Genomic DNA, 18,676 nt, shown 5'->3' on the forward strand with positions numbered 1-18,676 from the left:
TCACTTCTAATTTATAATTCAATGAATACATATTTATTTCTTCAACAATATTGGTGGTTTGTAGTTTCCTTGCTGGGGGCTCTACTGGTATTCCTGCTGTTTGTGCAGGGAGGTAATTCGCTTTTATTCTGTCTAGGCAAGACGGAAGAACAGCGCAAAATGATGATTAACTCTACAGGACGCAAGTGGGAGTTTACGTTTACTACACTTGTTACCTTCGGAGGTGCTTTCTTTGCTTCATTTCCATTGTTCTATAGCACTAGCTTTGGTGGGGCATACTGGTTGTGGATGATTATTCTGTTCAGCTTTGTATTGCAGGCTGTCAGCTACGAATTCCAGTCTAAGGCAGGTAATCTGTTGGGAAAGAAGACTTATCGTGTGTTTCTGGTGATAAATGGAGTTGTTGGACCTGTGCTATTGGGCGGTGCGGTGGCAACGTTCTTTACCGGTTCCGAATTCTATGTGAATAAAGGGAATATGACCGATACAATAATGCCGGTCATCAGCCATTGGGCGAATGGATGGCATGGACTGGATGCATTGCTTAATCCGTGGAATGTGATTTTGGGCTTGGCTGTATTCTTCTTGGCGCGTATTCTAGGTTCGCTCTATTTTATTAATAATATTAATGAAAAAGATCTGATTGCTCGTTGCCGTCGTTCTTTATGGGGCAATACAGGATTGTTCCTGGTATTCTTCCTGGCATTTGTAATTCGTACATTGGTTGCTGATGGTTATGCGGTGAATCCTGAGAATGGTGAAATCTATATGGAGCCTTATAAGTATCTGACCAACTTCCTGGAGATGCCGATTGTATTGATAGTGTTTCTGATTGGTGTTGTATCTGTACTTTGGGGTATTATTCGTACGATTTGGAAGCCGACATTTGATAAAGGCATCTGGTTTGCCGGGATAGGCACCGTGCTTACGGTTCTTGCTCTACTGCTGGTTTCTGGTTATAACAATACAGCTTACTATCCTTCTACGAACGATATCCAAAGCTCATTGACACTTGCCAATAGTTGTTCGAGCTTGTTTACACTGAAAGTTATGGCTTACGTTTCTATTCTTGTTCCTTTCGTGCTGGCTTATATCTTCTACGCATGGCGTAGCATTGATAACCGCAAGATCGATGCAAAGGAAATGCAAGAAGGCGGACATGCGTACTAAATAAAAGTTATGGGTTATTAGTTACAACTAATAACCCATAATTTATTTTTTCTTCTTCTTTTTCGGTTTATCCACTTCTTTTTTCTTCTCTTCTACCGGAGGAAACTTCGGAACTAACTTCATTAAACGCAGTATTTGTCCTTGCCTACGTAGAATATAAGGCGATGGCTTTGCCGAATTGAAACGTATGGGATTGGGCAAAGTAGCGGCAATCAGTGCACATTGTCCGGCGGAGAGCTTGGCAGCAGTGGTATTGAATTTAATTTTTGCAGTGGCTTGTGCTCCATAAATAGACTTCCCCATTTCGATGGAGTTCAGATATACTTCCATAATACGCTCTTTAGACCAACATAATTCTATGAGCCAAGTGAAATAAACCTCGAACCCTTTTCGTACCCAAGATGATTGCGGCCAAAGAAAAACATTCTTTGCTGTCTGTTGGCTGATGGTGCTGGCACCACGTTTTCGCTTTCTTGTTTCATTTTCCTTGATCGCTTTTTCTATTTCAACAAAATCGAAACCATTGTGCTCGGCAAAGCGATTGTCTTCTGAAGCAATAACTGCCATCGGCAAATTGGGGGATATTTCATCGAAGGGCACCCAGGTATGATGCCAAACAGGACTTTCTCCCTTAAACGTTTGCTGGACGCTACGAATAACCATTAGCGGGGTAATATATACCGGCAGAAAACGATAAACCACTACCGCCATGATAGTGGAAATAAAAAAGAAAAGTATCAGGTTACGGATGATCCGTAGAGGTTTGGGAAGTTTCATTATTGTCGTTCTTTTGTACGTGCATGTATATACTAAAAACAGATGGTCTGTTTGATGCAAACGCATAGTCTGTTCAGGTCAAACAGACCATGCGTTTACCCGAAACAGACCATCTGTTTCGCTAACTTTAAAATAGGGTTATTTCCCAGTTTCCGCATTCTTAATCATTTGCTCGCTGGCATACATGAAGATGTCTACACGGCGGTTTTGCTCAGCGGACATACTTTCATCATATTCGTTGTATCCTACACCTTCTACTTTCTTGAATTGTGAAGGAGAAACGCCACAGTCTTGTAGATAGTTCTCTACGGAATAAGCGCGGTTTTTGGAAACTTTCATATTGGCTTCGTACGAACCTACTTTGTCTGTATGACCGATGATAGCGATATCTGTTGTAGGATCTTCTTTCAAAATCTGTGCAAGTTCACGCAAAGAAGATTTGGCTTCGTTGCTCAATGCTGCAGAGTTGAAACCGAATAAGATACCTGCTGCAAAAGACACCTTTACTGCGGGAAGACCATTATTATCAGTTACTTGTTCCACTTGTGCACCTTGAATCTTAGCGGCTTCAGCTGCTTTCTTATCCATCTTACGGCCGATAGCTACACCTGTACCCGTACCAACTGCCGCACCGATTGCTGCGCCAATGGCTGCACCTTTTCCTTTACCGATTAATCCACCGATAATGGCTCCGGCTGCTGCACCCGAACCTCCGCCGATTACTCCGCCTTTAGCGGTATTATTCATCGTACTACAACTTCCCAACATTAAAACACCACATAACAGCAGTGCTATAAATTTCATCTTCTTCATAAGTCTACCTATTAAATTTGTTTATACTTAATATGTTACAAAATTATGGATATAATAACATCCTTATCCTCTATAAAGTTTTTCATTGTACTTTTTTTAGAGAATTTTCCTTTTAATAATGACAAACCAAGTGGTAAGGACAATTCCTTTCGCAATTGTTGTACCGCAAACAGCCCACCAGATAGCGTCTACACCCATGCCCATTTGTACCAATATCAATGCTACCGGAATACGCATATAATTGCATACAATACTGACAATGGCAGGTGGAATAGTTCGTCCTAAACCATAGAAAACACCTTGCATGGTAATTTCGAGCATCATGAACATTTGCGAATACCCGTCAATACGCAGAAAATCGCCACCTACACGATAAGCTTCCGCTTCGGGTACAAAGATAGAGAATACTTCGCTTCCAAAGAAGATAAAGACAAGGGAACAGATGGTTCCGAAAAATCCAGTCATCCACAACGTTGTATACCATGCTTTCTTTACCCGTGATTTTTGCCCCGCTGCATAGTTCTGCGCAATGAATGTGCTCAGGGCGGTAGAGAAACCTTGCGAAGTATTCCAGGTTATTGCTTCTATCTGTCCGCCGGTGGTGAAAGCCATCAGTCCGATATGTCCCCCTTGTTCGGATGCTGTACGCGAGAGGAACATGTTGACGAAAGCAAAAAGCGTGTTTAAGGTGGCTACCGGCAATCCCAGCTTGAAGATACGTTTAGAGTATTTCTTTTTCAGCCGGGTGAAGAAAGGAAACCCACCGAACAAATCGTCCCTGCAACGTAGCTGGTAAACGAAGATACCGAATACGGTTGCTTCGGACAACCAGGTTGCTATGGCGGCACCTTCCGTCCCCATGCCAAAACCAAAGATGAACAGCGGGTCAAGAATAATATTCATTATCAATCCTGTTCCGCTAATATAAAAAGGTATCTTGCTACGTCCTGCCGCATTATAGATTCCTGTAAAAGCGGCGGAAAGGAAGACAAATGGTAATCCCGTCGATACGATGCGGAGATAAGTTATGGCATCGTTCGTAATATTCTCTTTCAACTGGAAGATTCGCAGGATGGGATCGGCAAAGAGAAACAACAAACCACCCCAGCAAGCTGCAATAATCAGAGCAAGGGTGATGTTGTGCGAAGCAAAGTTACGAGCATCTTCCTGGCTGCGTGCTCCAATGGATTGCCCTACACTTACTTCGGCACCTACCTTATTTAATAATGCAATGGAGCCCGACATCCACGTCAATATACCTACTGCACCTACAGCTGCAACAGACTCACTACCTAATCGTCCTACCCACGCCATATCTGTCAGGCTATATGCCATTTGGATAAACGAGGTGGCCATAATAGGTATAGCCAGATTAAATAACTGCCGGTTAATAGGTCCTTGAGTGAGAATTTTTGTTCCTTGCATTCTTTTTAGCTTGCTATTAATTTGATGTTAAGAATGTATTTTATCTAAGGTAAGATTGCCTTCCTGCCATACAGCACGGATATTGAGGTTCTTATCCATGATGAGGATATCGGCATCTTTATCTTTCTGGAGAGACCCTTTACGGTCGAATACTCCCATGATGCGTGCCGGAGTTTCGGAAGCCATACTCAATGCGTATCCTAAAGGGATGCCGGCTTTCACCATGGTGCGGACAAGTACATCAGTGGTGGCGATACTACCTGCAAGTGCCGAACGATCTGCCAGTTTGCATACGCCATCTTCGATAATGACACGGGGATCGTTTATTGCTTTGCCTTCATTGGCGGTGTATGAAAGGGCGTCAGTGACGAGACAAGTATGTTCTACACCTTTCAGTTTATAAGCCAACCTTAGAATAGTGGAAGGCAGGTGGATGCCGTCGGCAATAAGTTCTATGGTCATGCCGTCGGTCAGATACACACTTTCCACTGTACCTTCGTACTTGTATTCACGGCGTTTGTGGAAGCCGGGCATAGCGTTATAAAAGTGGGCCGCATGGGTAAAACCGGCAGCGTATGCTTCCTTGATGCCTTCGTATTCCGATTCGGTGTGCGAGGCGGCAACAAGGATTCCTTTTTCATGTAGGTATCTGGCAAAGTCGAGTGCTCCGGGTAATTCGGGAGAAGCATCCCAACGACGGATGCAGTGGGTGCTTTCTATGAGTTCTTTATATTCCTTCTCGTCAATCTCTTTCACTTGGTCGGCAAATTGTTCGCCTGCCATTTTAGGGTTGAGGTACGGACCTTCAATGTGAAGACCAAGCACGGGACTATCAGGTTCTGCCATTAACTTTTCACAGATAGCTGCGGCCTGATGCAGTTTGCTGAAGGGAGAAGAAGAGAGGGTAGGGAAGATGCTTGTCGCTCCATGACGTAAATGAGCCTGGATAGCGGCTTGGAAAGCTTCTTCGGTACATTCGGTAAAGTCGTGTCCACCACCACCGTGGGCGTGCATGCAGACAAAACCGGGCACGATGTACATGCCTTTGGCATCAATCAACCGGGCACCAATCAGTGCGAGGTCACAGTTGGTTACTTCGAGAATCTTTCCGTCCCGTATCAGAACCGAACCTTCGTTCAGCCAACCTTGAGGGGTGAATATTCGCCCGTTAATGATTTGAGTTAACATTTTTAGATTTATGATTTAAGTTTTGAATATTATCTTCTTTTGGGTCGGCGGCGGTGATGGCGTTGTTTCTGCTTGTACTTACGTATTTTGCCGTATACCAGCCACACAAATAATACGCCGAATACGGCAAATATCAGCAATACGATTCCTGTATTGAGATTATCGCCTTTCACACGACTCCACATTTCGAGTACAAGTTCTGTTCGGTCGCCAAAATCACGGATCATGGCACAACGTTCCACCACCTTCTTATCGGGGTATTGAACGGTGTTGATAGGAATACTATCTGCTTCCGGCCCGAAGAAGTAGCTAAGATCGGAAAATTCTTCAATCGTTGTATCAATTTTTGCTTCCATTATTTCGGGTGTGGCTATGGCACTAACATAGCCGATGGCATCCATATTCCGTAAAGCAACTTCGGGTTGGCAAAGGTAGTTTATGAAATAGCTAGCCGCCTTTACATTGCGTGCATATTTGGGGATCACCCAACCGTCATACCAAATATTACTACCTTCACGGGGCACTATGTAATCCAAATCTACTCCTACTGCGGCAGCCTCTTCCATTGCCCAGACGGCGTCGCCGCTCCAAGTCAGGTTGAGGGACGTTTTCCCTTTGGTCATCATCTCCTTGCCGAAGTCTGCTTCCCAACCGGAAATGTTAGGCTTCATGGCTTTCAGGTATTTCTCGGCGAGGGCTATGGCTTCGGCGGAATTATCATTCATCAGTTGCTCTACCGTAACGGTTCCATCTGCCAGTTGCTTGGCATGGGCGTAGATAATGGCTGTGCCGTAAGCATCGCGGTAACTATCTTTCATCAAGACTTTGTTCTTGTTTTTTGGGTTCCAAAGACAATACCAACTGCTGACTTCTTCTGCGCCGATAAGATTCTTATTATACAAGATACCGGCAGTTCCCCACATATAAGGTACGGCATAATCAGTGGTAGTACGTCCAGGCTGACTGGTCTTATTCAGTTCTTTTTGGATAAAAGGGGAGACATTGGGAAGATAATCCGGAGTTTTGCCGAAATTACGGTCAATAGGAAGCAGAAGATCCTTCTTCAACATTCGTTCAATGATATACTCCGAGGGACATACCACGTCGAAATCTTCGTGTCCACGTTCTATTTTGGTAAGCATTATTTCGTTGATGTCGAAGACCTGATAGATGATGCGGATGTCTTCTCCGGTTTGCTGCTTGTACCAAGCGGGAAATTCGGCAAGGACGTCTTCGTCGATGTAATCCCCCCAATTGTATATCTTCAGTACACGGCTGCGCTCTTCACTGGAAGGTCCGCAGGAGGCGAATAATCCGATGTAACACAGTAGTAGTAGTATGTTAGCTAATTTTTTCATTATATATTCTTTTTCCCTGAGGTTTGCTCTTGAATTTCCTGTGTTTTCTACTGAAAACCTCAGGCATTTTATCTTAAAATCCCAGTCATTCTGGATGCAAACTCCTGAGGTTTCGTGAGCAAACTCCGGGCATTTTTCTTCTTATTCTTTCTTCGCTTTTTCTGCCCGCTTATTGATAACAATCAGCAATACAAGCACCGTTACGAAGATGATTACTGACAATGGTCGCAGTTCCGGTGTCAATCCACCCTTGCGTGCATCGGCATATATATAGGTAGAGAGAGTTTCCAGTCCTTCGTTTCCGATGGTGAATATCGTTACTGCAAAATCATCAATGGAGAGCGTGAAAGCAAGGATAAAACCGCTTATCATACCCGGAAATATCTCCGGAAGAATCACCTTGCGCAATGCTTGAAAAGGAGTCGCTCCTAAATCGAGGGCGGCTTCATATACATTCTGATTCATCTTTTTGAGTCTTGGCATTACGCTCAACACTACGTAGGGTGTACAGAATGAGATATGTGCCAGTACTACCGTCGTGAACCCTTGCGATATGCCGAAGCTGACAAACAACAAGAACAATGAGATACCTGTAATAATATCCGCATTCATCATAGGAATAGCATTCGCAAAATTCATCACCTGACGTGTGCGGGAGCGTAAATTGAAAATGCCGATAGCTGCAAAACTGCCTAACAGGGTAGATACAGTTGCCGCAATCATAGCGATGGCGAATGTATTCCAAATCGCACTCATTAGTGAATGGTGCATGCCGCCTGTGAAGAGAGAGCTATATAGCTTGGTGGAAAATCCCGTCCAATTACCCAATACTTTCGCCTCGGTGAACGAGAAGATCATGATAATCAGGATAGGCGAGTAGAGTAGGGCCAGCAATAACCACAAGTAGCCTTTAGCAAGAATACGTGTCATCATATCACACCTCCACTCTCATTAGATGCGCTATCTTCCTCGTTGGTAAAGAGGATGGTTACGCCAATTAGTATCAACATGATAAGCGAGAGGGCCGCACCGTAGTTCCACATTCCGTTGTAGATACTTTCTTGTACCGTGGTACCGAAGAGCTTGATATTGTTCATTGTCAACAACTCGGCAATGGCGAATGTAGATACCGTAGGCATAAAGACCATAACGATGCCACTCATAATGCCCGGCATAGACAACGGAAGAATGACTTTGCTGAATACCTTCACCGGATTGGCTCCCAGATCCTGCGCCGCTTCTATAAGGTTATGATCCATCTTCTGCAATGTATTATAAATAGGATAGATCATGAACGGCAGGAAGTTATAGACCATGCCGAATACCAGCGCTCCTTCGCCTAACGGCAGGCTCAGAAAGTCGAACAATGCCACGGTAGCCAATGTGCGTATCAGGATATTCACCCACATGGGCAGAATAAACAGCACCACCATCGTGCGGGAACTATTAAACCGTTTCTGGCTAAGGATATAGGCAGCCGGATACCCCAATAACAGGCATATCAGCGTCGTAATTACTGCAATACCGATAGAATAGACAAACGTGTTCAGCGCCTCGGGATGCATCATGAACTTGCGGAAGTTGGCGAACGTAAACGTTCCTTCGGCATCTGTAAAAGCATATAGCACGATAAGCAGCAACGGTACTATAACGAATACTAGCAGAAACAACGCGTATGGTACCGTCCAGTTGCGCCGGCGCATGAAGAAATGGGATAGTTTATCTAACATCATTTTATCATTAATCACCTTATATTACCCTATTATTTTGTCACCTTTTATCACCCTGATATTTTCGGGAGCGATGGTAATACCTACCCGGTCGCCGTCATCCCAAACATCGTTGGTATCTACGAAAATATCTTCGTCCCAATCGGAGAACACAGTCAGATGATAATGGTTCCCTTTGTAGAGGATAAATTTCACTTCACCTGTCAGTCGTCCATCTTCTTCGTTGTCTTCGAGAATGATATGCTGGAAGTCAACTTCTACACGTACAGGTGTTTCAGGTTCTATGCCTTGTACTTCTTTGCATTCAAAACTGCATCCGAGGAATTCCACATGAGTGGAGTCTATCAGTTTGCCTTCGAATGTATTGCAGGTGCGTTCTTTCTTCATAACGTGGATGTCGAACGGCTTCACTAGCAGACCGACTTCGCGCCCGGCTTCAAAGCAGTGGTAATCTTGTACCATCAACTCATAACCTTCCCGGGTTTGTATCAGCATTTCGTAGTGTACACCTTTAAAGATACAGCTGGTCACGGTACCCGTCAGTTGTGCCGCATCGGAAATGTCGAAGATGTAGATATCTTCCGGCCTTATAACGACATCGATTTGCGTCTGCTCACCGAAACCTTCGTCCACACATTCAAATTCATGCCCTGCAAAGGTGACGAACTTATCGCGTATCATTACACCGTTCAGGATATTGCTTTCACCGATAAAGTCGGCTACAAAAGAGTTGATGGGTTCGTTATAGATGTCGGTCGGCACGCCGATTTGCTGTATCTTTCCTTCGCTCATCACTACGATGGTGTCGCTTAGCGTAAGGGCTTCTTCCTGGTCATGGGTTACGTAGACAAAGGTGATGCCGAGTGATTTGTGCATCTCCTTCAATTCCATTTGCATGTCCTTACGCATTTTCAGGTCGAGGGCGGCAAGCGGTTCGTCAAGTAACAACACTTCCGGTTCGTTGACGATGGCACGTGCAATGGCAACGCGTTGTTGTTGTCCGCCGGAGAGTGAATCTACGTCACGGTCTTCATAATCGGTCATGCCTACCATGCGCAATGCTTGCTTCACTTTTTTCTCGATGGTGGCAGCAGGCATTTTCTTTAGTTTCAGTCCGAAGGCGATGTTGTTGAATACGTTGAGATGGGGAAAGAGAGCATATTTTTGGAATACAGTGTTCACAGGACGTTTGTGCGGCGGTGTTTGTGTGATGTCCTTTCCTGCAATGGTAATAACTCCTTCCGAAGCAGTCTGGAAACCTGCGATAAGGCGCAGCAGCGTTGTCTTTCCGCAACCGGATGGTCCCAATATGGTTACAAACTCGCCCTTACGGACAGACAAATTTACATCATTCAGTACGGCTTTATCTCCAAAGAATTTCGATACGTGCTCTACACCGATAATGCAGTCGGACTTTTGCATAAGCGTTTCTTGTGATTCTTAAACTAATTAAACGAATGTATGGCTTCTTTCGGATGGGATTAATCACTTCTCTGAAAAAAGTGGGGCAAAGGTACGTATTTTTTAGAAAGTAGTGAAGTGTCTTTTCTCTAAAAGACATTTTAAACATTCTTTTCTTTGTATTCGTTCTGACAAATCCACATATCTACGTGTGGAGTTTAATAACCATATTACTTATGAATACAAGAAAAGTGAAAGCAAACAAAGACGATGACCTCTTCATCTTCATGCCGGGAGTCATCGAAAGTCTAAAAAGAAATCTGCAATTCCCTGCTGTACAAACTTACACTAGTACACTGCATTCCGTCGGCGCCTTTCTGGAGAGTGATGCTATAGCTATGCATTGTATATTCACTCCGGAGCAGATAACGAGGTACGAAAACTGGCTGGAAAGGCAAGGATTGGAGCCGAATACTATCTCTACTTACCTGCGCACCTTGCAGGCAGTCTACAACCGTTGGGCACCTCCGGGCACACCGGAACACAACCCGAAGTTATTCAAAGAGGCCTATACTCGGATAGAGTCGTCCACCAAGCGGGCGCTGACCAGAGAGCAGGTGCAGAAGTTATTTGCAACCAATGTCGATACGCTTGCCCCCAACCAACAACGGACGTTGGCTTATTTCCTATTGATGTTCCTATTGCGCGGCATGCCTTTCATAGACCTGGCACATTTGCGCAAAACAGACGTGCGGCACGGTACCATCACTTATTTGCGCCACAAGACGGGCAAGCCCATTGTGGTGGATATTCCCCGTGAGGCATGGGCACTTCTGAATAAATACAGAGATAAGACTGATTCGGTCTATCTGTTGCCCATACTCAAAGACAAGGATACACAAGATGCAATGGAGCAATTCCTTGATTACAAAAGTGCCTTGCGCAAGTACAACCGTGCCTTGGCAGGAGTGATTCGGATACTACTTCCGGGAGTTCGGGTAAGTTCGTACACGGCAAGGCATACGTGGGCAACCTTAGCCTATTATATGGGTACTCCCGTAGGTATCATCAGCCAGTCAATGGGGCATTCTTCCCTATTAGTGACAATGACTTATCTGAAACCTTTTGGCAATACAGAGTTAGATAAAGTAAACAGACAAGTTATATCATCCGTCAGAAAGGGAAAATGGAAGAAGTGGAAGGCATATAGTATCGTAGACAACAGAATATTAAGATGAAACTACTTATATAGTAAGGGCAAAACGATTCACAAAGATGCGGCATTATTTACAAACATGCAAACAAAGTCTTATAAAATATAAAAGAAATCTTATATCTCACTAAAAACACTCTTAGAGATTAGCTGAATCTACATATTACACCTGTTTCTGTGCCACATAGGCATACGAGCCTTCTTTCCCGTTTTATGTGTTAAAAGCGGGATGTAGCTTTATGCACTATATGCTTCCGAAATAGCATATCATCTTCTTATAAGCCTACTTTCTATTTCAGAAAACTTCAGTTTTGCATAGTCAGAAAACGCCTTCTCTGCTATGTCTTGCAACATATATCCTTTACTATATAAGTAATGCCCAAGCAAGATAAATCATTTTATCAACCATATTATAAATTATAAAAAAACAAACAACATGAAGAAGAAAGACATGTATGTATCCCCCCAAGTAGAGGTGATAGAGATGGAGAACGAAGGTGTGATAGCCAGTAGCCAACTGCCCGGCGTGGGTGACGGAGGCTCAACCCGTGCAATACAGAGTAAAGGATACAACAGTGCCGCATCAAGCGACTTGGAAGACATGATTAACGATATCCTCACCATCGAATAGTAGTAACCTTTCAAATGTAAAGCAAACAATGAAAAAACAGATTAGAAACCTCGCCATGCTGTTGCTGGTGGCAATTGCATGGACTGGATGTACAGACGAAATCGCAGTAGAGAATAAAACTACCGATACAACGAAAGGCACTACCCTCATTGCCTCAATGGGCGATAATGCTCCCCAAACAAGAATAGACTATACTGATAATGGCACCAGTGGCATGGACTTGAAGTGGAGTGCAGGAGATGAGTTTACAGTTTTTTATAAAAGCGGTGGAGCTGTAGGCAACTTTGTGCTGAAATCGGGAGAAGGTACCACAACAGGAGTGTTTGAAGCCGTAGGTAGCGTGACATTGCATAATGGCTATGAATATATAGCCGTATATCCAGCAATATCCAGTGCTTATGTTGCGTCTTACAGTGCTATAAAACGTCCTACTGCCAGTTATATTGCAAACGGAAACAATGACATGACTCAATTGAATGATATGCTACATATAGAAGCCCCATTTACATATACAAATGGAGCAGAAATAAGTACAAAAATCGCTTTTAAGCATCAATATGCCATGCTCACCATTAAGTTATCGGCTGGTACAATAACCGATGTTGTCGGAAAGATATCGATGCATAGCAGCACGAATGATTTCTCAGATGTGCAATTCATCACTACTGTCCCCACTTCGGATATCACAGCCTACACCATGATGAAACCTGCCTCCGGAGATCGGGACATCACTTTTGCAGTGACTACCGCCACTGGTAAAGTGTACACACAAACCATCAGTACCAGTAAAGAGTATGTAGCTGGAAAGCGCTATACTGCAACACTCGATAATCTTACTGAATTGACGGGAGTTGATTTGGCATCCTTTGCAGCCAGTGCCCCAAATGGCGATATCTGGGTGATTACGGATGCGGATACTCCAACCGCAGACAAGTTTACAAATATAAACAATCAGTTGAAAGCAATCGAAAGTAGCGGTCGTAAAATAGAACTTATATTTTCCAATATTAAGGCAATACCTGCAAATGCAATGACGATATTGCAAGCATTAGCCTCTGTTAGTTGTCCCCAAGTAACTAGTTTAGGAGCTTATGCCTTCCATAACAATACCAATCTTACCTCCGTGTACTTTCCTAACTTAACGAATATATCCTCAAACTCATTGGGAAAAGCATTAACATCTATCTACTTACCCAAGTTACCAGTAGTTCCAACACAGGCATTCTCTGGTTGCTCAAATTTAACAACTGTATATTTGCCTAAAGTTACTTCCATAGCTAATACTGCATTCCCTAACTGTAGTTCTTTAAAATCATTCACCGTAGCTACCGAAGCAACTCTTTCCAGTTTGGGAACAAGTATCTTCGCTGGCTTAACTACTCTTACTAATATTACCGTTACAACCAGTGGTGGCACGACAGCAGACAACAGTTGGACTGTAGGTAATCAATCGTATGGTCCATTCAGAAAAGTAAATATTATTAGTGCTCCTTAATGTACTTCTCAGCCAAGGGCGGATGCAAATAATCCATCGGCTATGAGTGTACAAATTAGTATTCCCGAACCCAGTTTCTCTTGTCGCCGACAAGACGACCTCGAGTCAGCGACAAGACCTTCCCGAGTCAGCGACAAGAGAAACTGCCTTCGACACATCAAAATAGCAACCTTTTAAAAACTTAGAATTATGCCCTTTTGGAAAAAGATGCTTAATCAGAAACAAGCGGTTTATTACCCTCGCGCCATCGTGCAGGGCAAACCGGTAGAAACGGAGACCATCGCCAAAGACCTGGCGAAAATCTCCACAGTAAGTAACTCGGACGTTCAAGCCGTATTGGGCGACATCTCGGGCGTGATGCACACCCGTATGGCGCAAGGCAAGAGCGTACACATTAAAGGATTGGGATACTTCCGCTATGTGCTCGACACCAAAGGCGTGAAGAATCTCAAAGACTTCAACTTCGAGAAACAGGTGCAAGCCGTGCGCGTAGAGTTTGTGCCCGAGCGCACCAAACTGAGCAACGGTACCTATACCCGTGCCCTGGTAGATAGCGACACACTGGAATGGATTGAACTCTCTCCCGAAACCGAAGACCAAGATCCCTCAACAGGTGGTGGCAGTAACCCTGACGATAATCCGTTAGGATAGCGCATGACGCAAAGGATACTTTCATCTGAATAGTCAAGTAAACCATAACAATCATCTGTCCGCCTTTCCCAATAGGGAGAGGCGGATTACTGTTTTTATATAGTGGCTATTATTCTTAATTTAACCAGAGTTCAATATAAGAAATGATGTATAAGCGGTAAAAAAAGGATCAAACTTAGTAAGAAAAAAGCTATATCAGTTTCAAGTTATCCGAATATATCCTACCTTTGTTGGACTTAAATTAATGAGAGTAAGAGATATGGAAGAATTGGAAGACAAATATGTACGTTTCGACTGGGCCATCAAGCGCCTGTTGCGTCAAAAAGCCAATTTTGGTGTACTCGAAGGTTTCCTCAACGTATTCCTTGACGAGAAAGTAACCATCTTGGAGATACTGGAAAGCGAAGGCAACCAGCTCTCCTCCGATGATAAATTCAACCGCGTGGACATCAAAGCACGCAATGACAAGGATGAAATCATCATCATTGAGATACAAAATACTCGTGAACTCTACTATCTGGAGCGGATACTTTACGGTGTAGCCAAAGCCATCACCGAGCATATCTCGCTGGGCGAGCCTTACTATAAGGTAAAGAAAGTCTATTCTATCAGCGTCCTCTACTTCGACATTGGTCAAGGCACCGACTACCTCTATCACGGTCAGAACCACTTCATAGGTGTCCATACAGGAGACCGCTTGCGAGTGAATGTCAAGGAACGCGACGCCATCGTTTCGCGCATGCCTGCCGAGATATTCCCCGAGTACGTCCTCATCCGTGTAAACCAGTTCGATGAGGTAGCAGTTACACCGCTCGAAGAGTGGATGAAGTACCTCAAATATGGTACTATTCGCCCCGACACTACCGCTCCCGGACTGAGCGAAGCACTTGAGAAACTGAAATACTACTCCATGTCCTCCAAAGAAAGACTGGCTTATGACGCTCATGTAGATGCCATGAAGATTCAGAATGATGTGTTGGATACAGCAAAAATAGAAGGACGAATAGAAGGACGAATGGAAGGACGAATGGAAGGCCTAGCGGAAGGAAAAGCAGAAGGCAAAGCAGAAGGCAAAGCAGAAATAGCCCGCGTTATGAAATCACGCGGCATATCCCCCGCCGACATTGCCGACATCACAGGACTATCGCCTGAACAGATAGCCACTCTGTAAACTACTTCCGAAACTTAAGTAAACTGTGTTATTCCCCTTTATCAGCTAAGCTCTCAATATCGAAAAGATGTTGAGGGCTTTCTGCTTATAATTCTCATTTGGTTCAAAACGGTACAGACATGAACTAAGTACCCCCCGGCCCCCTAAAGGGGGAGGGGAATAGTTTCAGACCTAATATACTTATCTTTAGAATAATGCAACTTGTAGTATCCCCCTTCCCCTTTAGGGGACCGAGGGGTATAACCGTAAAATAATGAGTTATTTATTATATCGAACTCAACTTATTTAATTATACTTCCGACAATAAATTAAAACCTTCCGGCTTTAATTTTAAAGAATTTCCCTTACTTTTGTTCTCTATAAACAACTTATTATAACAATGGAAAAGAAAATAGTTCTTATCACAGGTGCCTCCTCCGGCATAGGTGAAGGCTGTGCCCGCAAGTTCGCTATGAACGGCTACCGCCTCATCCTGAATGGTCGTAATGTAGAGAAGCTGAACTCCGTAAAAAAAGAATTGGAAGAAAATTATCATGCGGATATTTATCTGCTTCCTTTTGATGTTCGTGATCGCGCGGCTGCTAAAACAGCTTTAGATTCTTTGCCATCCGAATGGAAAAGCATTGATATCCTGATAAACAACGCCGGCCTCGTTATCGGCATGGATAAAGAGCATGAAGGAAATCTTGACGAATGGGACGTGGTGATTGATACCGATGTGAAAGCACTTCTATCCATGACTCGCCTGGTAGTGCCCGGTATGGTAGAACGTGGACGTGGTCATGTCATCAATATGGGCTCTATTGCCGGAGAGTATGCTTATCCGGGTGGCAGTGTGTACTGTGCCGCTAAAGCTGCCGTTAAAGTGCTTTCTGACGGACTTCGTATCGACTTGGTTGATACTCCTGTAAGAGTAACGAATATCAAACCCGGACTGGTAGAAACCAACTTCTCTGTAGTACGTTTCCGTGGTGATAAAGATGCTGCCGATAATGTATATAATGGAATACGTCCGCTCGATGGCGACGATATAGCTGAAGTGGTTTACTTTGCTGCCGCTGTACCGGAACATATCCAAATAGCCGAAGTATTGGTGATGCCTACCAATCAGGCTACAGGAACGATTACTTATAAAAAGAAATAAACCACCCCTATCTGCTCCGCTATTCCTCCGCTTATGGGTACCTGTAAGCGGAGCAGTAGCGGAGGAATAGCGGAGTTGTGTGTATTATCCGTCCGAAAGAAATTAGTTTAACTGCTGATTCGCATTACTCATTAAATAATATCCTTTACCTCTCACAGTAACCAACTGGTATTCGGAATATTCTTTTAATATTTTTCTGATGGCTTTTATATGAGCGTCAATCTTCTCGTTGGCATTATCATCTGTTGGCCAAAAGTTCTGCTTGATTACTTCACGATCAACGCAGTTACCTGCATTTTTGTAAAAGATATCCAGCAACATTAAATCGAGCTTCTGAATGTTGCATGCCGTTCCGTTAATGTGGAGCTCTTGTTTTTCGAGGTCTATCTCTATCCCTTCGGGGGAGGCGAGCAGGCCTTCTTTATTTATAGACTTCTTCTTTTTGCCATAATAATAAAAGAATAGCCCGGATATTAAAAGAATAAATCCTGCAAACCACCATGTGGAATTGTTTATATGCTTGATAACTGTGATGAATTTATAATCTACCCATGCCTGCACCTTGATATTTCCGGTAATGTCTAAGGTATATCGGGGAGAACAGTAGGCAGATGCAGGCACAATAGAGTCGTGGTGACTGAAGAGTGGGGGATTTGCCGAATAATAGACAACACCTGTTTTACCGATTATTTCATGTTTTGCTAAAAAGCCTTGAAAAAGAGAATCCAGTTCATCTACCTTTATAGGATATATCTGCGAGAAGATATATTCGTTTATCAAGCGTTTTCCAGTTTCTCCATCCAGACTATCTTTGAGGGTGATAATGGTATTTCCTTTCCTACTTTTGAATATCACTTTTTTTACTTGACCTTCTGTAGCAGGAGTTATAATGTATCTCATAACGTCGTAGTTCAAAGATTCAGGCTTTGCATACGACATATAGAGCAATCTGTTATTGTAGTTCTTGTTGATAGCTTCCTTGAAAGCATTGTCTATGTCCTGCTTTATCTGTTTTGTCCCATTGTGAAAGGAGATGAATAGGGTAAACAGAATAAAGATAATACTGCTGGTTATAATGATGATATGTGTTTTCTTTTCACTCATGTCGTTGTATATTTCCCTGCAAAAGTAAGGATTTTGTAGAGAAACTACTTTTCGTTATCTGAATTATTCCTGAAAAGCGAGAATTCAGAAAGAGTTCAGGTGAATAATTTGCCTGTATAGGGACTTTTCTACTTGTTTGCAAGCAGATTTACAAATGTATAAAACTATTTAATATGAAAACCAAACAACTTGTACTTGTTCCCTTTCTTGTTTTCTTTTTAGCATCCACTGTATTTGCGGGTGAGGAGAATAAGGAAACTATTATGAAAAATGTATTGAGTAATCTTGAAAAGATTGAAAATGCGAGCTATTGTACTTTTATTCAAGCATGGCAACCGGGTGATACTCTCTCTACTGACTATCGTCGGTTGATGCGTGAATACAACAATCCTCAGGACACAACCATCGGAGCCAGCTTTGTGTGGTCTAATGCGGAAGATAGCACAAAAGTGCAAGGCGCTTATGATGGCACTTATTATGTATCCATGTTTCATGAGCACCGTGGAGCTGTAGTTGATGACTTTAAAAGCCGTAATCTTCCCTTCAGACCGTTAACCCCTCCCTTCTTTAATTATGCGAAGAATATTCTCCAGTATGCGTTGACTACTTCAGACAGCATTTCCACCGAATGGGAAGATATTGCCGATGCTTATCATTTTAAGATGATCATTAATGAAGATAACCAGGTGGAGTTCTTCGGGAAAGCCTATCACATGCCTGATAATCCTTATATCTATGGAGATCCCACTTCTATTTATGAATTGTGGATAGACAAAAAGACATTTCTTCCTTATAAAGTACGTCGGGAGATGTCCACTAATACTTCTCAAGAAACGTGTTTGAATGTGGAATTGAACAAACTTCCAACCAACTCTATTCAAGCCACAGATTATATTCCTGATGGTTATGAGGTTCGTAAATATGGTGAAAAGCGAAAGGATAAGTCAACTTCCGCTTTGTTAGGCAAGAAAGCGCCGGATTGGCTGTTGAATGATATGAACGGGAATTCTGTATCACTTGCCGACTTCAAAAGCAAAGTACTGCTGATGAACTTTACCGGTATCGGTTGCGGCCCTTGTAAAATTGCGATTCCTTTTTTGAATGGTTTGAAAGACCTTTTTTCTATCGAAGATTGTAGCGTGATATCTATAGAAAGTTGGGGGAATAAGTTGCATTCCTTGCGTGTCTACGCTGATAAAAATCAGATAGAGTATCCATTCCTGGAAGGTAATGATACTATTATCAAAGACTATTTGGAAGGTAATCGCGGTGTTCCTGTTTTCTTTATTCTCGATGAATCCCGTACTATTAAGAAGATAATTCATGGATACAGCCCTGAAACGACCGGACAAGAGATCATAAAAGCCATCAAAGAAGCATCTCAACCTGATTGAGTCTATTTTAT

The 18,676-nt window shown here is 43.2% G+C and carries 17 protein-coding genes; 8 read left to right on the forward strand and 9 right to left on the reverse strand.

The features are described 5' to 3' along the window. Positions 1–21: 21 nt before the first annotated feature. Positions 22–1,170, forward strand: a complete 1,149-nt coding sequence (gene cydB / locus Q1W14_RS18365; protein ID WP_300704097.1) for a cytochrome d ubiquinol oxidase subunit II — start codon at positions 22–24, stop codon at positions 1,168–1,170. Between the two features lie 42 nt (positions 1,171–1,212). Here cydB and mtgA read toward each other — a convergent pair whose 3' ends face one another. The 8 genes from mtgA to potA all read right to left on the reverse strand — a co-directional run bounded on the left by mtgA (position 1,213) and on the right by potA (position 9,883). Then, positions 1,213–1,947, reverse strand: coding sequence for a monofunctional biosynthetic peptidoglycan transglycosylase (gene mtgA / locus Q1W14_RS18370; protein ID WP_300704099.1), 735 nt, complete (start codon positions 1,945–1,947; stop codon positions 1,213–1,215). A 138-nt stretch (positions 1,948–2,085) separates the two neighbouring features. Beyond that, positions 2,086–2,760: an OmpA family protein gene (locus Q1W14_RS18375; RefSeq protein WP_300704101.1), complete on the reverse strand. Its 675-nt coding sequence runs from the start codon at positions 2,758–2,760 to the stop codon at positions 2,086–2,088. A gap of 96 nt (positions 2,761–2,856) precedes the next feature. Continuing rightward, a complete protein-coding gene (locus tag Q1W14_RS18380; RefSeq protein ID WP_300704103.1) occupies positions 2,857–4,185 on the reverse strand; it encodes an MATE family efflux transporter in 1,329 nt (442 codons plus the stop codon). A 27-nt stretch (positions 4,186–4,212) separates the two neighbouring features. Next, the gene (gene nagA, locus Q1W14_RS18385) at positions 4,213–5,373 is read right to left on the reverse strand and encodes an N-acetylglucosamine-6-phosphate deacetylase (RefSeq protein ID WP_300704105.1); all 1,161 of its coding nucleotides are present in this window, start codon (positions 5,371–5,373) and stop codon (positions 4,213–4,215) included. A gap of 29 nt (positions 5,374–5,402) precedes the next feature. Further along, positions 5,403–6,731, reverse strand: coding sequence for an ABC transporter substrate-binding protein (locus Q1W14_RS18390; RefSeq protein ID WP_300704107.1), 1,329 nt, complete (start codon positions 6,729–6,731; stop codon positions 5,403–5,405). A 141-nt stretch (positions 6,732–6,872) separates the two neighbouring features. Further along, entirely contained in the window at positions 6,873–7,664 is a 792-nt protein-coding gene (locus Q1W14_RS18395) for an ABC transporter permease (protein ID WP_300704109.1), read from the reverse strand. Then, a complete protein-coding gene (locus Q1W14_RS18400; RefSeq protein ID WP_300704152.1) occupies positions 7,661–8,461 on the reverse strand; it encodes an ABC transporter permease in 801 nt (266 codons plus the stop codon). Before Q1W14_RS18400 ends, Q1W14_RS18395 begins: the two co-directional genes overlap by 4 nt. A 24-nt stretch (positions 8,462–8,485) precedes the next feature. Then, positions 8,486–9,883 (reverse strand): polyamine ABC transporter ATP-binding protein, encoded by a 1,398-nt coding sequence (potA, locus tag Q1W14_RS18405; protein ID WP_300704111.1) that lies wholly within the window; start codon positions 9,881–9,883, stop codon positions 8,486–8,488. A gap of 215 nt (positions 9,884–10,098) precedes the next feature. Here potA and Q1W14_RS18410 point away from each other — a divergent pair, with 215 nt between their 5' ends. From Q1W14_RS18410 to Q1W14_RS18435, 6 genes are all read left to right on the forward strand, one after another. After that, the gene (locus Q1W14_RS18410) at positions 10,099–11,100 is read left to right on the forward strand and encodes a tyrosine-type recombinase/integrase (RefSeq protein WP_300704112.1); all 1,002 of its coding nucleotides are present in this window, start codon (positions 10,099–10,101) and stop codon (positions 11,098–11,100) included. Between the two features lie 411 nt (positions 11,101–11,511). Then, a complete protein-coding gene (locus Q1W14_RS18415; RefSeq protein ID WP_300704114.1) occupies positions 11,512–11,706 on the forward strand; it encodes a hypothetical protein in 195 nt (64 codons plus the stop codon). A gap of 28 nt (positions 11,707–11,734) precedes the next feature. Continuing rightward, a complete protein-coding gene (locus Q1W14_RS18420) occupies positions 11,735–13,201 on the forward strand; it encodes a leucine-rich repeat protein (RefSeq protein ID WP_300704117.1) in 1,467 nt (488 codons plus the stop codon). 189 nt (positions 13,202–13,390) lie between these two features. Next, entirely contained in the window at positions 13,391–13,852 is a 462-nt protein-coding gene (locus tag Q1W14_RS18425) for an HU family DNA-binding protein (RefSeq protein WP_300704119.1), read from the forward strand. 259 nt (positions 13,853–14,111) lie between these two features. Next, positions 14,112–15,023 (forward strand): Rpn family recombination-promoting nuclease/putative transposase, encoded by a 912-nt coding sequence (locus tag Q1W14_RS18430; protein ID WP_300704154.1) that lies wholly within the window; start codon positions 14,112–14,114, stop codon positions 15,021–15,023. Between the two features lie 379 nt (positions 15,024–15,402). Next, positions 15,403–16,167 carry an SDR family oxidoreductase gene (locus tag Q1W14_RS18435; RefSeq protein ID WP_300704121.1) on the forward strand — a complete coding sequence of 255 codons (765 nt, stop codon included), beginning with the start codon at positions 15,403–15,405 and terminating at the stop codon, positions 16,165–16,167. 102 nt (positions 16,168–16,269) lie between these two features. Here Q1W14_RS18435 and Q1W14_RS18440 read toward each other — a convergent pair whose 3' ends face one another. Continuing rightward, the gene (locus Q1W14_RS18440) at positions 16,270–17,271 is read right to left on the reverse strand and encodes a winged helix-turn-helix domain-containing protein (protein ID WP_300704123.1); all 1,002 of its coding nucleotides are present in this window, start codon (positions 17,269–17,271) and stop codon (positions 16,270–16,272) included. A 173-nt stretch (positions 17,272–17,444) separates the two neighbouring features. On the opposite strand from Q1W14_RS18440, the gene Q1W14_RS18445 reads away from it, so the two are divergent. Further along, complete coding sequence (locus Q1W14_RS18445) at positions 17,445–18,665, forward strand: peroxiredoxin (RefSeq protein WP_300704124.1); 1,221 nt, start codon at positions 17,445–17,447, stop codon at positions 18,663–18,665. Positions 18,666–18,676 lie beyond the last annotated feature (11 nt).

The organism is Bacteroides sp. (assembly GCF_030151085.1).
Lineage (GTDB): Bacteria > Bacteroidota > Bacteroidia > Bacteroidales > Bacteroidaceae > Bacteroides.

Excerpts from the sequence above, each read along its gene's own strand:
- Q1W14_RS18410 (WP_300704112.1), top strand. The coding sequence starts at position 10,099 with ATGAATACAAGAAAAGTGAAAGCAAACAAAGACGATGACCTCTTCATC.
- potA (WP_300704111.1), bottom strand. The coding sequence starts at position 9,883 with ATGCAAAAGTCCGACTGCATTATCGGTGTAGAGCACGTATCGAAATTC.
- Q1W14_RS18420 (WP_300704117.1), top strand. The coding sequence starts at position 11,735 with ATGAAAAAACAGATTAGAAACCTCGCCATGCTGTTGCTGGTGGCAATT.
- Q1W14_RS18430 (WP_300704154.1), top strand. The coding sequence starts at position 14,112 with ATGGAAGAATTGGAAGACAAATATGTACGTTTCGACTGGGCCATCAAG.
- Q1W14_RS18440 (WP_300704123.1), bottom strand. The coding sequence starts at position 17,271 with ATGAGTGAAAAGAAAACACATATCATCATTATAACCAGCAGTATTATC.
- Q1W14_RS18390 (WP_300704107.1), bottom strand. The coding sequence starts at position 6,731 with ATGAAAAAATTAGCTAACATACTACTACTACTGTGTTACATCGGATTA.
- Q1W14_RS18445 (WP_300704124.1), top strand. The coding sequence starts at position 17,445 with ATGAAAACCAAACAACTTGTACTTGTTCCCTTTCTTGTTTTCTTTTTA.
- Q1W14_RS18415 (WP_300704114.1), top strand. The coding sequence starts at position 11,512 with ATGAAGAAGAAAGACATGTATGTATCCCCCCAAGTAGAGGTGATAGAG.
- cydB (WP_300704097.1), top strand. The coding sequence starts at position 22 with ATGAATACATATTTATTTCTTCAACAATATTGGTGGTTTGTAGTTTCC.
- Q1W14_RS18425 (WP_300704119.1), top strand. The coding sequence starts at position 13,391 with ATGCCCTTTTGGAAAAAGATGCTTAATCAGAAACAAGCGGTTTATTAC.
- Q1W14_RS18375 (WP_300704101.1), bottom strand. The coding sequence starts at position 2,760 with ATGAAGAAGATGAAATTTATAGCACTGCTGTTATGTGGTGTTTTAATG.
- Q1W14_RS18395 (WP_300704109.1), bottom strand. The coding sequence starts at position 7,664 with ATGATGACACGTATTCTTGCTAAAGGCTACTTGTGGTTATTGCTGGCC.
- mtgA (WP_300704099.1), bottom strand. The coding sequence starts at position 1,947 with ATGAAACTTCCCAAACCTCTACGGATCATCCGTAACCTGATACTTTTC.
- Q1W14_RS18435 (WP_300704121.1), top strand. The coding sequence starts at position 15,403 with ATGGAAAAGAAAATAGTTCTTATCACAGGTGCCTCCTCCGGCATAGGT.
- nagA (WP_300704105.1), bottom strand. The coding sequence starts at position 5,373 with ATGTTAACTCAAATCATTAACGGGCGAATATTCACCCCTCAAGGTTGG.
- Q1W14_RS18380 (WP_300704103.1), bottom strand. The coding sequence starts at position 4,185 with ATGCAAGGAACAAAAATTCTCACTCAAGGACCTATTAACCGGCAGTTA.
- Q1W14_RS18400 (WP_300704152.1), bottom strand. The coding sequence starts at position 8,461 with ATGTTAGATAAACTATCCCATTTCTTCATGCGCCGGCGCAACTGGACG.